A 16,272-nucleotide genomic window follows, 5' to 3' on the forward strand; every position below is an offset into this window, starting at 1 on the left:
GAACTCAGGTTCTTTCAGCAGCTTCAATGGTGTTGACCAGCAACATGGTGATGGTCATCGGGCCCACGCCGCCGGGCACGGGGGTGATGTAACCTGCGACTTCCTTGGCATTGGCGAAATCCACATCGCCGCACAACTTTCCGTTATCGTCGCGGTTCATGCCGACATCAATAACGACTGCGCCGGGTTTGACCATGTCGGCGGTGACGATGTTGCGCTTGCCGGTGGCCACCACCAGAATGTCTGCCTGGCGGGTATGGTGGCCCAGATCGCGGGTCTTTGAATTACAGATAGTGACGGTAGCCCCGGCTTGCAAGAGCAACATGGCCTGCGGCTTGCCGACGATGTTGGAAGCGCCGACCACCACGGCATTGGCGCCGCGCACCGGATAATCGATGGATTCCAGCATCTTCATGACGCCGTAAGGCGTGCACGGGCGGAACAGCGGCTGGCCGGTCATCAGCAGGCCGGCATTGCTGACGTGGAAACCGTCGACGTCCTTTTCGGCGGCAATCGCTTCGATTACCTTATGGGCGTCGATATGTGCCGGCAGCGGCAATTGCACCAGGATGCCGTTGATCTTCGGGTCCTTGTTCAGGGCGTCGATGCGCGCCAGCAACTCGGCCTCGGTCAGGGCGGCGTCGTATTTTTCCAGCACCGAGTGCAGGCCGTTGTCTTCACAGGCCTTGACCTTGTTGCGTACGTAGACCTGCGAGGCCGGGCTGTCGCCCACCAGGATCACGGCCAGGCCGGCCTGTTTGCCCTTGGCGGTGAGGGCGGCGGCGCGTTTGGCGACGTCGGCGCGCAGTTGTTGGGAGAGCAGGTTACCGTCGATGAGTTGTGCTGGCATGGTGGCTGGGGCTGAAAAAGAGGGAAAATAAAGCGTCATTATAAGGGGCCTTGCCTTCGGCGGTCGCGGAGCCGTGGACGGACGGGATGCGAGTCGTCGTCCCGATTTCGACACCGGGGCGTCGGACAACGCTGATTTTAATTTTCGGTTATGCTCCGCCAACCAATCGAATTGAGTGACATCTGAGGACCTTGCATGACCGATCTGCTGACCCGCCGCCTAGCCCTTTTTGCCAGCCCGGAAAACCGTGCGCTGCTCGGTCGTGGTCTGCGCGGCGTGGAACGGGAAACCTTGCGGGTGACCACGAACGGACAGCTGGCGACCACGCCGCATCCGGCCGTGCTCGGCTCGGCGCTGACCAATGAGCAGATCACCACCGACTATTCGGAATCCTTGCTGGAATTCATCACCCCGGCCAAACACGACATCGCCGAGGCGCTCCAACGCCTCGATGAAATCCACCGCTTCGTGCACGCCAATCTGAACGGCGAACTGCTGTGGAACGAGTCCATGCCCTGTGTGCTGCCGCCCGAAGAAGACATTCCCATCGCCTGGTACGGCACCTCGCACATCGGCACGCTGAAGCACGTCTACCGGCGCGGCCTGGCGCTGCGCTACGGCAAGACCATGCAATGCATCGCCGGCATCCACTACAACTTCTCGCTCAGCGAAGACGTCTGGACCTTGTTGCGCGAGCTGGACGATCGCGAGCAAAGCGTCGAGCCGTCGTTCTCGGCGCGCGATTACCAGTCGGAAAGCTATATCGCGCTGATCCGCAATTTCCGCCGCTACAGCTGGCTGCTGATGTATCTGTTCGGCGCCTCGCCGGCGCTGGCGACGAATTTCCTGCGCGGCCGTCCGCACAAGCTGGAGACGCTCAGCGACGACACGCTCTACCTGCCGTACGCCACCAGCCTGCGCATGAGCGACCTCGGCTACCAGAGCAACGCCCAGGCCAACATCACGCCGCATTACAACAACCTGCATAGCTACATAAGAAGCCTGTCGCAGGCGGTCAGCCAACCGTACCCCGCGTACGAAGAACTCGGCACCAAGCGTGACGGCGAATGGATCCAGATCAACACCAATATCTTGCAGATCGAAAACGAGTTCTACTCGGCGATCCGTCCCAAGCGCGTGATCTACAGCGGCGAACGGCCGGTGCAGGCGCTGGCGGCGCGCGGCGTGCAATACGTCGAAGTGCGTTGCATGGACATCGACCCGTTCGAGCCGCTCGGCGTGAGCCTGAAGGCGTCGCGCTTCCTCGACGTGTTCCTGCATTTCATCGCGTTTGAAGAGAGCTCGCTGACCTCCGACGAGAGCGGCGCCGAAAGCCGCTGCAATTTCTCGCGCGTGGTCAAGGAAGGTCGTCGTCCCGGTTTGCAGCTGGAACAGGAAGGCAAAGAGGTTGGCTTGCAGGACTGGGGCCTCTCGCTGCTGGAACGCATGCAGCCGATCGCCGATTTGCTGGATGCCCAGGCCGGCGGTTCCGAGCATGCAGAGGCGCTGCAGGCGCAGCGTGAGAAATTGCGCGATGCCGAGCTGACGCCGTCGGCGCGCGTGCTGCGTGAAGTGCGTGCGGCCGGCAACTCCTTCGCCGCCTTTGCACTGAACCAGAGCAAGGAGCAGGCCGCGCAATTCCTGGCGCGCCCGCTGAGCGCAGAGCAAACCGCAGAATTCGTCGCCACCGCCAACACGTCGATCGAAGATCAGCAATCGATCGAGCGCACCCAGGTCGGTGATTTCGATACCTTCGTGGCCGCCTATCGCGCCAGCACGCTGGGCAATATCAGCGTCTGAGCAAGATTGCTCGCGCTGAGGTCAGCCCCTCAATTTGTCATGCGCCGTTTTCAGGCGCGCCACCCCGGTCCTGATTTCTTTCGGCGAAGCCGTGGCGAACGACAGTCGCAGCCGCGCCGGATCGGCGGTGCCGGCATAGAAGGCGCTGCCCGGCACATACATCACATTCTCAAGAACCGCCTTTTGCAATAGTGCGTTGGCTTCCGTGCCATCGCGCCAGCGTGCCCACACGAACATGCCGCCTTGCGGGACCGTGACTTCCAGCGTGTCGCCGAAACATTCCTGCAAGGCTGTCAGCATGGTCTCGCAACGCTCCTTGTAGGTCGCAATGATGGTCGGCAGGTGTCGCGCCAGGCAGCCGTCGTGCAGATAGCGTGCGGCGGCGAGCTGCATCCACGGCGCCGTGCACAGGTCGCCGGTCTGCTTGGCGATGACCGCGCGCCGCAGGATTTCGGCGGGGCCGCTCATCCAGCCGATGCGCAGGCCGGGCGCGACGATCTTCGACAGGCTCGACAGATAGACCAGCCAGTCGGGACCGCCCGGGACCTCGGCGGCGACTTCCAGCAACAGCGCTTGCGGCGCACCGGCAAAGCGCAATTCCCCGTAAGGATCGTCTTCAATCACCAGCATCTGATAGCGCACCGCCAGTTCCAGAAGATGGCGGCGGCGCGCCAGCGGCAGGGTTGCGCCGGTAGGATTGGCAAAGGTCGGCACCACATACAGCAGCTTGGGACGGGCGCCGGCCAGCAGCATTTTTTCCAGCGCTTGCGTATCCATGCCGTCGTCGTCGCTGGGGATTTCCAGCATGTCGGCATTGGCCAGCCGCAGGGCCTGAATCGCGGCGGGGTAAGCCGGCCGCTCAATCGCCACGCAATCGCCGGGACCGACCAGCACGCGCAGCAGCAGTTCGAAAGCTTGCTGCGAGCCTGTGGTGATCAGCAGGTTTTCCGCCGCAGCCTTGCCGCCGGTGCGCTCGCGCGTGAGAGTGCGCAATGCATCAGCCAGCGCCGGCACGCCTTCGGTCGCGCCGTATTGCAGGCAGGCCGTCGGCGACTCCCGCAACACGGCGGCACCGCTATGCGCCAGCGCTTCGGCGTCGAACAGCGCCGGCGAGGGATAGCCGCCGGCAAACGAGATCATGCCCTGCTGTTGGGTGTACTTGAACAGCTCGCGAATAGGGGAACCCTGCGGCGTCTGAAACGCGGGGTTAAAACGATAGGCTGGTTTCATGGCGTGTGCAGATGTGCAGAATGCGGAAGGAGAGGAAGCCGGCGGGCATGGAGCCATGCCGCCGGTTCCTGATAAATCCTGAAAAAGACTTAAGTTGTGTGCACCGGACCGAGATCCGACGCACCTAACCCAATTACTGCTCAACCATGCGGTTCCAGCGGTTGTTCCACTCGGTGCGTTTTTCGTTGACCGAATCCCAATCGATGGTGTTCATGTTCTTGGTCAGGACTTCGGTCTTGCCGCCGAGCTTGGCCTGCGCCGCTTCGGTCAGCTTGACGTTGCGGTTGACCGGGATCGACGCGGCCATCTCCATGCCCTTGGTTTGCGCCGGCACGCTGAGCAGATATTCGATCAGCTTTTGCGATAGGTCAGGCTCGCTGTTGTTCTTGAGCGCACAGGCGCCGACCATCAGCAGCACGCCGCCTTCTTTCGGCGTGACGAACTCGGCCGGGATGCCCTTGGCCTTGAGGTTGGCGATGGCAGTCACGGTCAGCGGGAAGATCGCGGCTTCGTTGGTTTGGATCATTTCCGAAATCTTGGCCGAGCTCGACAGATATTCGAGCACGTTGGGACCGACCGAGGTAGGCCATTTCTTGAAGCCCGGCTCGATGTTCTTGTCGGTGCCGCCGACCAGGCGGTTGTACATCATGAAACCATACAGACCGAAGGTGCTGCTTGAGATGGACTGGAACACGACCTTCTGCTTGTACTTCGGATCGGCGAAATCCAGCCACGAGGTCGGCGCAGGCCAGTTCTTTTCAGCGAACATCTTCTTGTTGTAGCCGATACCGACCACGCCCATGTCGACCGCCACGGCCTGGTCGTTGGCCAGGCGTGCGAACGGATAGAGGTCCTTGAGTACCGGGGTGTCGCGCACTTTTTCGCACAGGCCCATGTTGACCGCGCGGTACATCACGCCGTCGTCGAGGAAGACCACGTGCATTTGCGGCTTGTCTTTTTGCGCCTGCATCTTGGCGATGATGTCGGACGAGGTGCCGGGCACGACCACGACCTTGACGTTATTGGCTTTCTCGAAATCGGGGAAGATTCCCGAGGTGTAATTCTTTTCCATGGTGCCGCCGTTCATGCCGACGTACAGGGTTTTGGTCTGGGCCTGGGCAGACGACCACACGCCGAGGACGGCGGTCAGGATACAGGTCAGCGTCAGATATTTCATGTTCATTTGTGGATCTCCTTGGCGGTAAAAACGACCCCCGGAACCTTGTGAGCCGGGGAATTCAAACTTTTCAACTTGAAACGGTTAAACCCTTGATTCTTCTTTTGATGGCTGTGAAACGGCAAATCGCTTGATTGAAAATGCGTCAATCGGGGTGCTGCTTTCTCCTTTGGTGACCAGTTCGGCCAATACTTCGCCGACGGCCGGGGCGAGCTGGAAACCCGCCCCCGAAAAACCGAATGCATGCAACAGGCCCGGCGTAGTGGCGCTCGGGCCGATGACCGGCTGGTGATCGGGCGTCTCGCCTTCGACGCCGCTCCAGGTGCGGATCACCAGCGCGTTGCGCAGCGCCGGCACCATCTCCGTCAGCGCAGCCAGCGCCTTGAAGCTGGAGCTTGCACGCGGCCGCGTGGCATCCAGCGCCAGGTTGCCGATGCCGCGACCGCCGCCGAGCACGACGTTGCCGCGCTCGACCTGGCGTGCGTAAAACGCGCCGCCGACCACGCCCAGGCTCAGGTTCATCAGCGGCGGCAGCGGTTCGGTCACGCACATGTTGGGATAGATCGCCTGTTCCAAGACGGTTTCGCCGAAACGTTCGGCGATTTCCTTGCCCCAGGCGCCGCTGCAATTGAGCAGGAAGCGGCTGCGCACGCGCTCGCCGCGGCTGTTGATCAGTACGAAATAATTGCCGTCGAAACTGCATTCCCGGACGGCGCTCTGTTGCAGCAGTCGTGCGCCGGCCTGTTCGGCGGTGCGCGCAAACGCAGCAGCGATCAGGCGCGGATTGGCGTGACCGTCTTCGGCGCACAACGATGCGCCATAAGCTTGCTTACCTATCCATGGATAGCGGCGGCGCAGGGCCTCGGCTTCGAGCAATTCGAGTTCCAGTCCGTAAGCGGCCGCCATCTCGCGATAGGCGATCAGCTCCTGCATGTCGGCGTCGCTGCGCGCCAGTTTCAGATGGCCGGAGGCGATGTATTCGCCGTCGCTGCCGATGGTTTGTGCGAGTCGGCGCCAGATCGCGTGCGCGCGCTGCGACAGCGGCAACTGGCAGGCGGCGCGGCCCTGGCGTCGTACGCCGCCGTAGTTCACGCCGCTGGCTTGCGCCCCGCACCAGCCTTGTTCGAGCACGACCACCGAGCGTTGCTGGCGGCGCAATTCCAGCGCCGCCGAGGTGCCCATGAGGCCGCCGCCGATGATGGCGACGTCGGTGTCGATGACCTTGTCCATGGGCGCACTCATGTTTGTTCTTCCGCAGCCAGCGCGGCGCTGACCGGTATCGGCTTGACCGGGGCCTGCACGCGCAGGCGGCCTGCTTCGGCGACGCTGACGCCGGTGGCGTGGGCCAGAATTTCTGCTGCAGCCGCGCCGCACATGCGGCCCTGGCAGCGGCCCATGCCGACGCGTGTCATTGCCTTGAGGCGATTGATTTCAACGGTGCCTTCCTGCTGCACGCTGCGGCGCAATTGTCCGGCGGTGATTTCTTCGCAGCGGCAAATCATCAGATCGTCGGCGCAATCGCGCGCCCAGTGCACGGCGGTCGGGAAAGCAGTTTCCAGTCCCTGGCGGAATTGCAAGTTGCTGCGCAGCGTCTGCGCCAGCCGCCGGCTTTCTTGTTTCGCGGCGGCCTTGGCGGCGGCGCTCGCGGGCAGACAGAGGTCTTGCAGCAAGGCCAACGCCGCGGCGCGTCCGCTTAGTTCGGCGGCGTCGGCGCCGGCGATGCCGCTGCCGTCGCCGGCCAGATACACGCCTGGCACGCTGCTGCGTCCGGCGTCATCGCGTTGCGGCAGCCATTGCTGGTTGAGTTCATCGAAGACGAAACGGCAACCGGCCAGTTCGGCCAGCTGGGTTTCCGAGCGCAAGCCGAAGCCGGTCGCCAGCGCATCGCAGGCGATCTCGGTGGTCTTGCCGGCGCGCGTCCAGCGCAGGCTTTGGATGGCTTGCTTGCCGTCGGCGGCGATCTGTTCAACGCCGTCCAGGAGCGGGATTCCTTTGGCGCGCAGCCAGCCCATGAAATACAGGCCCTTGGCGAACGTCACCGGCTGGCGCAGCAGCGCCGGCAGCGCGCGCAGCTTGCCGCCGAAGCGCGCGGTGTCGAGTACGGCGACCACATTTGCGCCGGCCTTGGTGTATTGATAGGCCAGCAAATACAGCAGCGGGCCGGAGCCGGCGATGACGACGCGGCCGTCCAGCACGCAGCCCTGCGCCTTCAGTGCAACCTGCGCCGCGCCCAGCGTGTAGACGCCGGGCAGCGTCCAGCCGGGGAAGGGCATCACGCGGTCGAGCGCGCCGGTGCACAGGATCAGGTGCGAGTAAGCTTGTTCGGCATGGCGTTGCGCGTGCAGCAGGTCGAGTTGTCCGGGATCGCCAGGCATACAGTTCCATACCAGCGTGTCTGGACGGTAATCGATCTTCGCGCGCAGTTGTTCGAAGCTGCTGTGCAGCGCTTCGGCCTTGGCGGCTTCGAAGCCGTAGAGTTCTTTCCTGGAGCGTACGAAACCCGGCGGCGGCTGGCGGTAGATCTGGCCGCCGGCGCGGCGGTTTTCGTCGATGACGATCGGGCGCAGACCGGCTTCCACCAGCGTCTGCGCTGCGCGTACACCGGCCGGTCCGGCGCCGATGATGACAATGTTCGGGGATGCCGGGGAGGAACTCACTTGGTCTCTCCCGCTAACGGAGCCGTGCCGCTGAGCAGGCGCATGCCTTCCGCAATCTCGGTGGTGCAGGCGCGCACGGCGACGCCGTTTTCGCTGCGCATCCAGCAATCCTGGCAGCAGCCGATCAGGCAAAAGCCGGCGCGCGGCGCACCGCTGAATTCGCTGCGGCGCAACTGATCGGTCTGCGTCAATATCGCCGTCAGCACGCTGTCGCCGGCGCGCGCGCTGAGCGGCTTGCCGTCGAGCCAGAATGAAACGCTTTGGCGCTCCTGTTCCGCCACGCGCCTGAGCAGGCTCATACGCGTTCCCCGATGAGGATACGGTCAAGCCCATACAGGCGGTCAAGAATCAGCATGGCGCCACCCGTGATCAGGATCATCAGCGCCGACACCGACGCCATCATCGGATCAATCGATTCGGTGGCGTACATGTACATGCGCACCGGCAGCGTCACGGTGGCCGGCGTGGTGACGAAGATCGACATCGTCAGCTCGTCGAAGCTGTTGATGAAGGCCAGCATCCAGCCGCCGCTCAGGCCAGGCAGGATCGCCGGCAGCGTGATGCGGCGAAACACCGTCCACGGACCTGCGCCGAGCGATTGCGCCGCCTGTTCGCTGCTGCGGTCGATGCCCATCACCGCCGCCAATACCATCCGCAGCACATAGGGCGTGATGACGACGGTATGCGCAATGGCGAGCCAGAAGAACGAACCGGTGATGCCCATCACCGAAAACATCCGCATGAAGGCCACGCCGAGCACCAGCGACGGAATGATCAGCGGCGACAGGAACAGGCCGTTGAGCGCGTCGCGTCCGGGGAAACGATAGCGTCCCAGCGCCAGGCCGGCCGGCAAAGCGATGCAGACCGACAGCGTGGCCGAGAGCAGCGCCAATTGCAGGCTGTTGTAGAAGGATTGCAAAAAGTCGGGGTGATCGAACACCGCCTTGAACCAGCGCAGGGACGCGCCGGCAAACGGCAGTGACAAAGTGTCTTGCGCCGTGAAGGCGACCAGGCATACCAGCACCAGCGGCGCCAGCACGAAGGTCACCACCAGCGCGTGGAAGAGCAGGGCAATCGGACCGTTGCGTCGCATATTCTTGTGTCTCCGTCAGCCCAGGGTCTTGGAATAGCGGCGTTCCAGGATCCGGTTGTAAGTCATCATGATGATCAGATTGGCAACCAGCAGCACGATGGCGATCGAGGCGCCCAGCGGCCAGTTGAGCGAACCGAGGAATTCGTCGTACACGGTGGTGGCGACCATCTTCAGGCGGCGTCCGCCCAGCAGGCCGGGGATCGCGAAGGCGCTGGCGCTCAGGCCGAACACGATCAGACTGCCCGAGAGCACGCCGGGAGCGACTTGCGGCAACAGGATCCGGCGCAGCACGGTCGCTTGCGAAGCATTGAGCGACAAGGCCGCGTGTTCCACGGTCGGGTCCAGCCGTTGCAGCGCAGTCCACACCGGGATCACCATGAACGGCAGCATCACGTGCACCAGCGCCACCACGATCGCACCGGAGGTGTAGAGCATCTTCACCGGCGCCATGCCCAAGGCTTGCAGGGCATGGTTGATGAGACCGTCGGCGCTGAGCAGCATGCTCCAGCCGAACGCACGCACCACCACCGACACCAGCAGCGGCGCCAGGATCACGATCAGGAAGAAGGCACGCCACTTGCGGCTCATGCGGCTGAGCACGTAGGCTTCCGGCGCGCCCACGATGACGCAGATCAGCGTGGTCAGTCCGGCGATCCAGAAGGTGCGCCAGAAAATGCGCAGGTAATAATCGTCGCCGAAGATCGCCAGGTAATTGTGCAGGTCGTAGGTCGACTTGATGCCGACACTGTCGTCGTAGCTGTTGAGCGCCAGCAGCGCGGTCAGCAGCAGCGGCACCAGCACCATCGTGGCGAACAGCAGCGTGGCCGGCGCCGTCAGGATATAGGGCAGCGACCGCTTCGGCTTGAGTGAGGACGCAGCGCGGTCAGACATGCGCGCTCCGCAAGCTCGCAGATTCAGGCGCCGGCTCGACCGCGCGCATGGCCGACGTCGGCCAGCGCAGCGACACGCGCTGGCCCGGCTGGCAGGAGGTCTGGCCGTTGTTCTTCAGGATCACCAAAATATCGCCGCAATCGGTTTCGAAACGATACAGCCATTGATTGCCGAGGAAGAAGCTGGAAGCGACCACGCCGCCCAATTGTTCTTCGGCTTCGGTACAGCATTCGATTTTTTCCGGACGGATGCACAGCGTGGTTTGCTCGCCGACCGTGAGGGCCGTGCCTTGCACTTCCAGCACATGGTTGCCGACGCGTACGCCGGCGCTGTCGTCCCTGACCCATTCGACCGTGCCGGGCAAGAGGTTGGCCTTGCCGACGAATTGTGAGACGAAGGCGTTGACCGGGTTCTCGTACGTTTCCAACGGCTTGCCGACCTGCACGGCGCGGCCGGCTTCCATCACCACCACGCGGTCGCTCATGGACAGCGCTTCGGATTGATCGTGCGTGACCATGATGGTGGTGGTGCCGACCTTGCGCTGGATTTCACGCAGTTCGATCTGCATTTCTTCGCGCAGCTTGGCGTCGAGGTTGGACATCGGTTCGTCCAGCAGCAGGATCGGCGGCTGGATCACCAAAGCGCGCGCCAGCGCCACGCGCTGACGCTGGCCGCCGGACAATTCGCGCGGATAGCGATGGCCGAATTTGTCCAGGTGCACCAGCGCCAGCGCCTGCTTGACGCGCTCGGCGCTTTCCGCCGCGCCGACCTTGCGCATCTCCAGGCCGAACTTGACGTTGTCCGCCACCGTCATGTGCGGGAACAGCGCATAGCTTTGGAACACGATGCCCAGGCCGCGCCGGTTGGGCTTCTCGTTGGTGATGTCGCGACCGTTGAGGAGGATGCGCCCGGCGCTGGCTTCGACGAAGCCGGCGATCATCTGCAGCGTGGTGGTCTTGCCGCAGCCGGAAGGGCCGAGCAGCGAGACGAACTCGCCTTTTTCCACTGTCAGGTCAAGGTTTTCCACGGCGGTGAAATCGCCGTAGCGCTTGGACAGGTTTTCCAACTTGAGGAACGACATCGATGCATCTCCGGTGGCTATGTGGCTGACTGCTTATTTTGCTTATTCTTTGGCGCGGTGACGTTCAGGCAGTGATCAGTCGATGTCGAACTTCACTCCCTGCGCCAGCGGCAAGGTCTTGCTGTAGTTGATCGTATTGGTGGCGCGGCGCATGTAGTTCTTCCAGGCGTCGGAGCCGGATTCGCGGCCGCCGCCGGTTTCCTTTTCACCACCGAAGGCGCCGCCGATTTCAGCGCCGCTGGTGCCGATGTTGACGTTGGCCAGGCCGCAGTCGCTGCCGACGGCGGAGACGAAGGTTTCCGCTTCGCGCACGTCATTGGTGAAGATCGCCGACGACAAGCCTTGCGGCACGGCGTTGTTGAGTGCGATGGCGTCGGCCAGGTCGTCGTACTTGACGACATACAGGATCGGCGCGAAGGTTTCGTGATGCATGATGGCAGTCTGGCCGGGCATGCAGACCAGTGCGGGACGGACATAGACACCATCGCCGAGCACGTCGACGCGCTCGCCGCCGGTGACTTCACCGCCTTGTCCGCGCGCTTGCTGCAGGGCGCTTTGCATGGCGTCGTAAGCGGCCTTGTCGATCAGCGGGCCGACCAGCGTATCGGCCAGCAACGGATCGCCGACCTTGACGCTGGCATAGATGCGTTTGATCTGCGCGACCACCTGGTCATGGATGCTGCTGTGGACGAACAGGCGGCGCAGGCTGGTGCAGCGCTGGCCGGCAGTGCCGACGGCGGAGAAGGTGATGGCGCGCAGCGCCAGGCTCAGGTCGGCCGACGGCGCGACGATCATGGCGTTGTTGCCGCCCAGTTCGAGCAGGCTGCGGCCGAGGCGTTCGGCAACCACGGTGGCGACCTTGCGGCCCATGCGCACGCTGCCGGTGGCGCTGACCAATGGCACCAGCGGCGAACGCGACATCACTTCGCCGATCTCGGCGCGGCCGATCAGGATCTGGCACAGATTGGCCGGCACCACGTTCGGGCGCTGCGCCGAGAAACGCTCGACCGCCTTGGCGAACAGCGCTTGCACGGCGAGTGCGACGACCGGGGTCTTTTCTGACGGCTTCCACACCACCGCGTTACCGCAGATCAGCGCCAGGGCAGCGTTCCATGCCCAGACCGCGACCGGGAAGTTGAAGGCGGTGATGACGCCGCACACGCCCAGCGGATGCCAGGTTTCCATCATGCGGTGACCGGGACGTTCGGAAGCGATGGTCAGGCCGTGCAGCTGGCGCGACAGGCCGACGGCAAAGTCGCAGATGTCGATCATTTCCTGCACTTCGCCGAGGCCTTCGGAGAGGATCTTGCCGGCTTCCTGCGTGACCAGTTCGCCCAGCGCCTGGCGATGTTCGCGCAGCACTTCACCGAGCACGCGCACCAGTTCGCCGCGCACCGGCGCCGGCACTTCGCGCCAGGCCAGGAAGGCGGTCTGCGCATCGGCCAACGCGGTTTCCGCTTGCGCCGTGGTGTGCGCCTTGAGTGTGGCAAGCAGTTGCCCGTCGCGCGGCGAACGGATGGTCAGATCGCTGCCGGTGTAGGCGGCCAGATCAAAATTCAGGGTGGCGAAGAAACGGGAAGAGGGCATGAAATTCCTTTGTGGCTGAGTAGGATGCAAGAGCGGTGCAATAGCATTGCAGCAGCGTTCGACGCCCGAGTATAAGGAATAAGGCGGCGTTTTTTAAAATCAAAAAATGTCACGACATCATTACATTTGCTAATGCACGAAAATGTTCTGGAGGGAGGCGCCGTGGTGCGCCGCGATGGTGCGATGCATCAATTGCAATGTCGCGCCAATCGCCTAGCTACATAGGGTTGGGAGGGTTTTGGGGAAGACGGCGCAGCGCGCTTGTTCGTCGTGTTGCACCACTTTGATGCGTTGGGGAAATGGCATGTCGACTTGTTTCAACATGACTTTTAGTGTGTTTGAGCGTATTTCCAAAACGGGCTGCCGAAGCTGTCAGCCTGCTTGCAGTTCGCTCAGTATCCAGTCTCGGAATTTGATGACGGCGGGCTTGCTGGCGTTCTTCTCGGGATAGGCCAGGTAATACGATTGCGGGCTCTTCACCGCGAACGGGAAAGGCACGTGCAACTGGCCCAGGCTGATCTCGGTTTCGACCATGAACTTGGGCATCAGCGCCACGCCCATGCCGGCTACGGCCGCCTGAATCACCATCGCCAGTTGTTCGAAACGCGGTCCGGCGAGCGCGTTGGGGCAATCCACGCCGACATGGCGGAACCAGTCCTGCCATGCCTGCGGCCGCGTGGTGTGCTGCAGCAGGGTGATGTCGGCCAGGTCGCTGACCGACGAGATGCGATCGTTCATGGCTTTGCTGCAGACCGGCAGCACTTCTTCGCCCATCAGGCGGACCATCACGGTATCTGGCCAGTCCGGCTCGCCGAAGTGGATCGCCGCATCGACCTGGCGGGTGTTGAAATCGAAGGGCAAAACCTCGGTGCTCAGGTTGAGCAGCACGTCGGGATAGGCGGCGGCGAATTTGGTCAGGCGCGGAATCAGCCATTTCACGCCGAAGGTCGGCAAGATCGCCAGGTTGAGCACGCTGGCCAGGCTGTTGTAGGTCATCACCTGGAAGGTCGCCATCTCGATCTGCTTGAGGATGCTCGACACCTGCGACGCGTAGTCGCGGCCCGGTTCGGTCAGGATCAGGCGGCGGTTGATGCGCTCGAACAGCTTGACGTTCAGGTAGTCTTCCAGGATCGCGACCTGGCGGCTGACCGCACCCTGCGTCATGTGGAGTTCGTGCGCGGCCTTGGTAAACGACAGGTGGCGCGCCGACGTGTCGAAGGCGATCAGGCAGGACGTAGACGGGATGAATCGGCGCATGGAGCGGAATCCGCTGGAAGGATGACCCCGCACTATAGCAAAAGCGGTGCCAGCGTTGTTGCCGTTGCCATGAGTATTTGTCATGGCAGAGCTTCCCTGTTCCATGCGATTGGTTGGGGCTTGTTCCGGGCGTATTCAGCCAAAGCGCGTATTGCCAAGCAGGTAATGCGGATCGAAAACCGGTTGCATGCGTGCCGCCAGCATTTGCTGCGCCTGGCCCTGATAGCGATCGTAATAATGCTGGTTGAACGGGCCGATGCCATGTTCGGCGCTGAAGCTGCCGCGATAGTTGTGCACCACCAGGTCATAGATGGCGGTGCGCAAGGCGTCGATGCGCGGCGGCGGGAAATGTTCCTGCTGCGCCGGCGCGATGGCGATGTTGAAATGCACGCCGCCGTCGCCCCAATGGCCGAAGTCGTAAACGTCGGCGCCGGCAAAGTCACGCGCGATCAGCGCCAGCGCTTCTTCACGGAAAGCCGGCATGCGCGAGCGCGGCACCGAGATGTCGAAGGCAACCACTTTGCCTTCCTGCCTGACGCTGTCGCTGATGGCGTGGCGCAGGCGCCAGAGCGTGTCGGGTTTGTCCACCACGGCGTCGACGATGGCGTCGTCGAAGTGGCGCTCCAGCCAGCTCATGAACAACAGCTCCAGGTTGAACTGTTCGTTCGCTGCGGCCGATGAACTCAGTTCGATCAGCAGTGCATACGGCGGCACCGGGCTGAACGGCGCGACCGCTTGCGGCAGATGGCGCTGCACCGATTCCAGCGCGTTTTGCGAGATGCCTTCGAAGGCGCTGAGGAAATCGGCGAATTCGCGTTCGGCGTCCTGCAGCAGGCGCAAGGACGCTTCCGGCGACGATGGCACGACCAGCGCGGTGGCGCGCTGACGCGGCAAAGGGTGGGCGCGCAGCACGGCTTGCGTGACGATGCCGTAGCTGCCGGCGGTGCCGATGAAGAGTTGCTTCCAGTCCGGGCCGGTATTGTTCTTGCGCAGGCGGTTGCCCAGCTCCAGAAGTTCGCCGGGCGGCTGCATCAGCAACGCCTGCAATCCCAGCGTGTTGTGGCGCACGTCGCCGTAGCGGATCAGGCGCGCGCCGCCGGTATTGGCGGCGAGCATGCCGCCGACCGATGGATCGGCGCCGAGGTCGATGGGGAAGCACAGGCCATGAGGTTCCAGCGCCTGGTTCAGGTCCGACAATCGCGTGCCGGCCCAGGCCTGGATCACGCCGTCGACCGGATCGATGTCGATGACGCCCTTGATGCGTTCCATGCTCAGCACCAGCTGATGGCCGGACGCGTCGGGAGAGGCTGCGCCGACCAGGCCGGTATTGGCGCCTTGCGCGATGATGCTGATTTTGTCCGCCGCGCACAGCCGCATCAGTTCGGCGGCTTCGGCGACGTCGGCCGGGCGGGCGATGCACAGCGCGGTGCCGGCGCCGTAACGCGGGCCGTGCTCATACGGCGCACGGGCGGCGGCTTCGACGATGCAGCCGCCCGGTCCCAGCAGTGCGGCGATTTTTTCCAGTGCGGACTCAGCGGACATTGTCGCTGCTTTTTGTCGCCGCCTCTGCGGTCGCACCGGCGGTCATCTTGAAAATTCCTTGCGCGTTGCCGCTGTCGAACGTCAGGTCGAGCTTGCGCACGCCGGCGTCATCTATATAGGTATCGCGCGAAATGAATTCATAGAATGAACCCGGCACGGTGACGTCGACCAGGGCGCCGTCGGCATCCTTGAGCTGATAGCCGACCTTGCCGGCGCGGAAGGCGGTCTGGCGTACGCGGCCGTTGCGCGAGACTTCGACCTCGTCCTTGATCGGGCGTCCCAGCTGACGTTGGTGCTCCGCAGTGGCGTTGACGTCGGCGACGCGGTCGGTGGCATGGTTGAAGACATTGCCTTCGGTGGAGATCCAGGCCATCTCGGCGGATTCGGTGCGCAGCGCTTCGTATTGCGGCAGCGTCGGCAGATCGTGGTGACGGGCGAAGCAGCCCAGCATCGCGGGCAGCAGGCGCTGTGCCGAGGTGATCGGCAGCGTGCCGTCGGCAGCCAGCTTGTCGAGCAGGGTCAGCATGTCGGCTTGCAGCGGATCGCGCGAGGTAGCCAGCAGCGCGTCGACGGTGCGCTGGAATTCGGGAGAGAATTTTTCCGGGTGCAGTTCGCTCACAAAGAACTGGGCAATGTTTTCCGGATCGTCGATGTGGCTGTAGACGTGGCCGGTCATGTTGATGCGGGGCAGCGGATACAGGCCGGCCAATTGGTAGCCCAGCGGCAGGAACATGCGCGTGAACAGCGTCTCGCCGTCGGGGAAGGAGCCGGCCTTGCCGCGCAGCACGGTACGCACCGCACCATGGTCGAAACAGATTTTGGTGCCTGCCGCCGCCGCATCGGCGACGTAGTCGCGTCCGGCCGGGACTGCCTGCAGCAGTTTGTCGAACAGCAGCATGTTCAGCGCCTGCGCCAGCTCCAACCGCGTGACGCTGATCGAGGCCGGCCGCAGGGTGGATGCCGGGACGTCGAGCAGGTCGAACAGGCGCTGGACGGCGTTGTCGTTCTGACATGCCGAAGTTAACAGGAGATGCAGATTGCTGTCGCGGGCTGGAGTGGTCATGCTGGCCTTGTTTGCTTCCTTATTGGATGGAGGCATCTTAAGAC

General features: G+C 63.2%; 14 protein-coding genes. 1 reads left to right on the plus strand and 13 read right to left on the minus strand.

What is annotated here, in order from left to right:
* Nucleotides 1-4: 4 nt before the first annotated feature.
* Nucleotides 5-850, minus strand: a complete 846-nt coding sequence (gene folD, locus ACIROY_RS10430; RefSeq protein WP_116433698.1) for a bifunctional methylenetetrahydrofolate dehydrogenase/methenyltetrahydrofolate cyclohydrolase FolD — start codon at nt 848-850, stop codon at nt 5-7.
* A 195-nt stretch (nt 851-1,045) separates the two neighbouring features.
* Here folD and gshA point away from each other — a divergent pair, with 195 nt between their 5' ends.
* Nucleotides 1,046-2,650 (plus strand): glutamate--cysteine ligase, encoded by a 1,605-nt coding sequence (gene gshA / locus ACIROY_RS10435; RefSeq protein WP_402273512.1) that lies wholly within the window; start codon nt 1,046-1,048, stop codon nt 2,648-2,650.
* 21 nt (nt 2,651-2,671) lie between these two features.
* Here the strand turns inward: gshA and ACIROY_RS10440 are convergent, their stop codons facing one another.
* The 12 genes from ACIROY_RS10440 to ACIROY_RS10495 all read right to left on the minus strand — a co-directional run bounded on the left by ACIROY_RS10440 (nt 2,672) and on the right by ACIROY_RS10495 (nt 16,228).
* Nucleotides 2,672-3,880: a PLP-dependent aminotransferase family protein gene (locus tag ACIROY_RS10440; protein ID WP_402273509.1), complete on the minus strand. Its 1,209-nt coding sequence runs from the start codon at nt 3,878-3,880 to the stop codon at nt 2,672-2,674.
* A 133-nt stretch (nt 3,881-4,013) separates the two neighbouring features.
* Nucleotides 4,014-5,063 (minus strand): ABC transporter substrate-binding protein, encoded by a 1,050-nt coding sequence (locus tag ACIROY_RS10445; protein ID WP_402341482.1) that lies wholly within the window; start codon nt 5,061-5,063, stop codon nt 4,014-4,016.
* A 78-nt stretch (nt 5,064-5,141) separates the two neighbouring features.
* A complete protein-coding gene (locus tag ACIROY_RS10450) occupies nt 5,142-6,299 on the minus strand; it encodes an NAD(P)/FAD-dependent oxidoreductase (RefSeq protein WP_402273504.1) in 1,158 nt (385 codons plus the stop codon).
* Nucleotides 6,296-7,714 (minus strand): FAD-dependent oxidoreductase, encoded by a 1,419-nt coding sequence (locus ACIROY_RS10455; protein ID WP_402273502.1) that lies wholly within the window; start codon nt 7,712-7,714, stop codon nt 6,296-6,298. Before ACIROY_RS10455 ends, ACIROY_RS10450 begins: the two co-directional genes overlap by 4 nt.
* Nucleotides 7,711-8,013 carry a (2Fe-2S)-binding protein gene (locus ACIROY_RS10460; protein ID WP_402273500.1) on the minus strand — a complete coding sequence of 101 codons (303 nt, stop codon included), beginning with the start codon at nt 8,011-8,013 and terminating at the stop codon, nt 7,711-7,713. Before ACIROY_RS10460 ends, ACIROY_RS10455 begins: the two co-directional genes overlap by 4 nt.
* Complete coding sequence (locus ACIROY_RS10465; protein WP_402273498.1) at nt 8,010-8,807, minus strand: ABC transporter permease; 798 nt, start codon at nt 8,805-8,807, stop codon at nt 8,010-8,012. Before ACIROY_RS10465 ends, ACIROY_RS10460 begins: the two co-directional genes overlap by 4 nt.
* 15 nt (nt 8,808-8,822) lie before the next feature.
* On the minus strand, nt 8,823-9,698 hold the full coding sequence (locus ACIROY_RS10470) for an ABC transporter permease (RefSeq protein ID WP_402273496.1): 876 nt from the start codon (nt 9,696-9,698) through the stop codon (nt 8,823-8,825).
* On the minus strand, nt 9,691-10,779 hold the full coding sequence (locus ACIROY_RS10475; RefSeq protein WP_402273494.1) for an ABC transporter ATP-binding protein: 1,089 nt from the start codon (nt 10,777-10,779) through the stop codon (nt 9,691-9,693). Before ACIROY_RS10475 ends, ACIROY_RS10470 begins: the two co-directional genes overlap by 8 nt.
* A gap of 75 nt (nt 10,780-10,854) precedes the next feature.
* On the minus strand, nt 10,855-12,366 hold the full coding sequence (locus ACIROY_RS10480; RefSeq protein ID WP_402273491.1) for an aldehyde dehydrogenase family protein: 1,512 nt from the start codon (nt 12,364-12,366) through the stop codon (nt 10,855-10,857).
* 372 nt (nt 12,367-12,738) lie between these two features.
* Nucleotides 12,739-13,623, minus strand: coding sequence for a transcriptional regulator GcvA (gene gcvA / locus ACIROY_RS10485; protein WP_007876197.1), 885 nt, complete (start codon nt 13,621-13,623; stop codon nt 12,739-12,741).
* Nucleotides 13,624-13,758: 135 nt separating this feature from the next.
* The gene (locus tag ACIROY_RS10490) at nt 13,759-15,165 is read right to left on the minus strand and encodes an FAD-binding oxidoreductase (RefSeq protein WP_402341484.1); all 1,407 of its coding nucleotides are present in this window, start codon (nt 15,163-15,165) and stop codon (nt 13,759-13,761) included.
* Complete coding sequence (locus tag ACIROY_RS10495) at nt 15,155-16,228, minus strand: DUF1338 domain-containing protein (RefSeq protein ID WP_402341486.1); 1,074 nt, start codon at nt 16,226-16,228, stop codon at nt 15,155-15,157. The genes ACIROY_RS10490 and ACIROY_RS10495 overlap by 11 nt, the downstream gene beginning before the upstream one ends.
* Between the last annotated feature and the right edge of the window lie 44 nt (nt 16,229-16,272).

This window comes from Herbaspirillum sp. NPDC101396, assembly GCF_044767365.1.
Taxonomy (GTDB): Bacteria; Pseudomonadota; Gammaproteobacteria; order Burkholderiales; family Burkholderiaceae_D; genus Herbaspirillum.

Coding starts and splice junctions, on each gene's coding strand:
- folD (WP_116433698.1), bottom strand. CDS start 850: ATGCCAGCACAACTCATCGACGGTAACCTGCTCTCCCAACAACTGCGC.
- gshA (WP_402273512.1), top strand. CDS start 1,046: ATGACCGATCTGCTGACCCGCCGCCTAGCCCTTTTTGCCAGCCCGGAA.
- ACIROY_RS10440 (WP_402273509.1), bottom strand. CDS start 3,880: ATGAAACCAGCCTATCGTTTTAACCCCGCGTTTCAGACGCCGCAGGGT.
- ACIROY_RS10445 (WP_402341482.1), bottom strand. CDS start 5,063: ATGAACATGAAATATCTGACGCTGACCTGTATCCTGACCGCCGTCCTC.
- ACIROY_RS10450 (WP_402273504.1), bottom strand. CDS start 6,299: ATGAGTGCGCCCATGGACAAGGTCATCGACACCGACGTCGCCATCATC.
- ACIROY_RS10460 (WP_402273500.1), bottom strand. CDS start 8,013: ATGAGCCTGCTCAGGCGCGTGGCGGAACAGGAGCGCCAAAGCGTTTCA.
- ACIROY_RS10465 (WP_402273498.1), bottom strand. CDS start 8,807: ATGCGACGCAACGGTCCGATTGCCCTGCTCTTCCACGCGCTGGTGGTG.
- ACIROY_RS10470 (WP_402273496.1), bottom strand. CDS start 9,698: ATGTCTGACCGCGCTGCGTCCTCACTCAAGCCGAAGCGGTCGCTGCCC.
- ACIROY_RS10475 (WP_402273494.1), bottom strand. CDS start 10,779: ATGTCGTTCCTCAAGTTGGAAAACCTGTCCAAGCGCTACGGCGATTTC.
- ACIROY_RS10480 (WP_402273491.1), bottom strand. CDS start 12,366: ATGCCCTCTTCCCGTTTCTTCGCCACCCTGAATTTTGATCTGGCCGCC.
- gcvA (WP_007876197.1), bottom strand. CDS start 13,623: ATGCGCCGATTCATCCCGTCTACGTCCTGCCTGATCGCCTTCGACACG.
- ACIROY_RS10490 (WP_402341484.1), bottom strand. CDS start 15,165: ATGTCCGCTGAGTCCGCACTGGAAAAAATCGCCGCACTGCTGGGACCG.
- ACIROY_RS10495 (WP_402341486.1), bottom strand. CDS start 16,228: ATGACCACTCCAGCCCGCGACAGCAATCTGCATCTCCTGTTAACTTCG.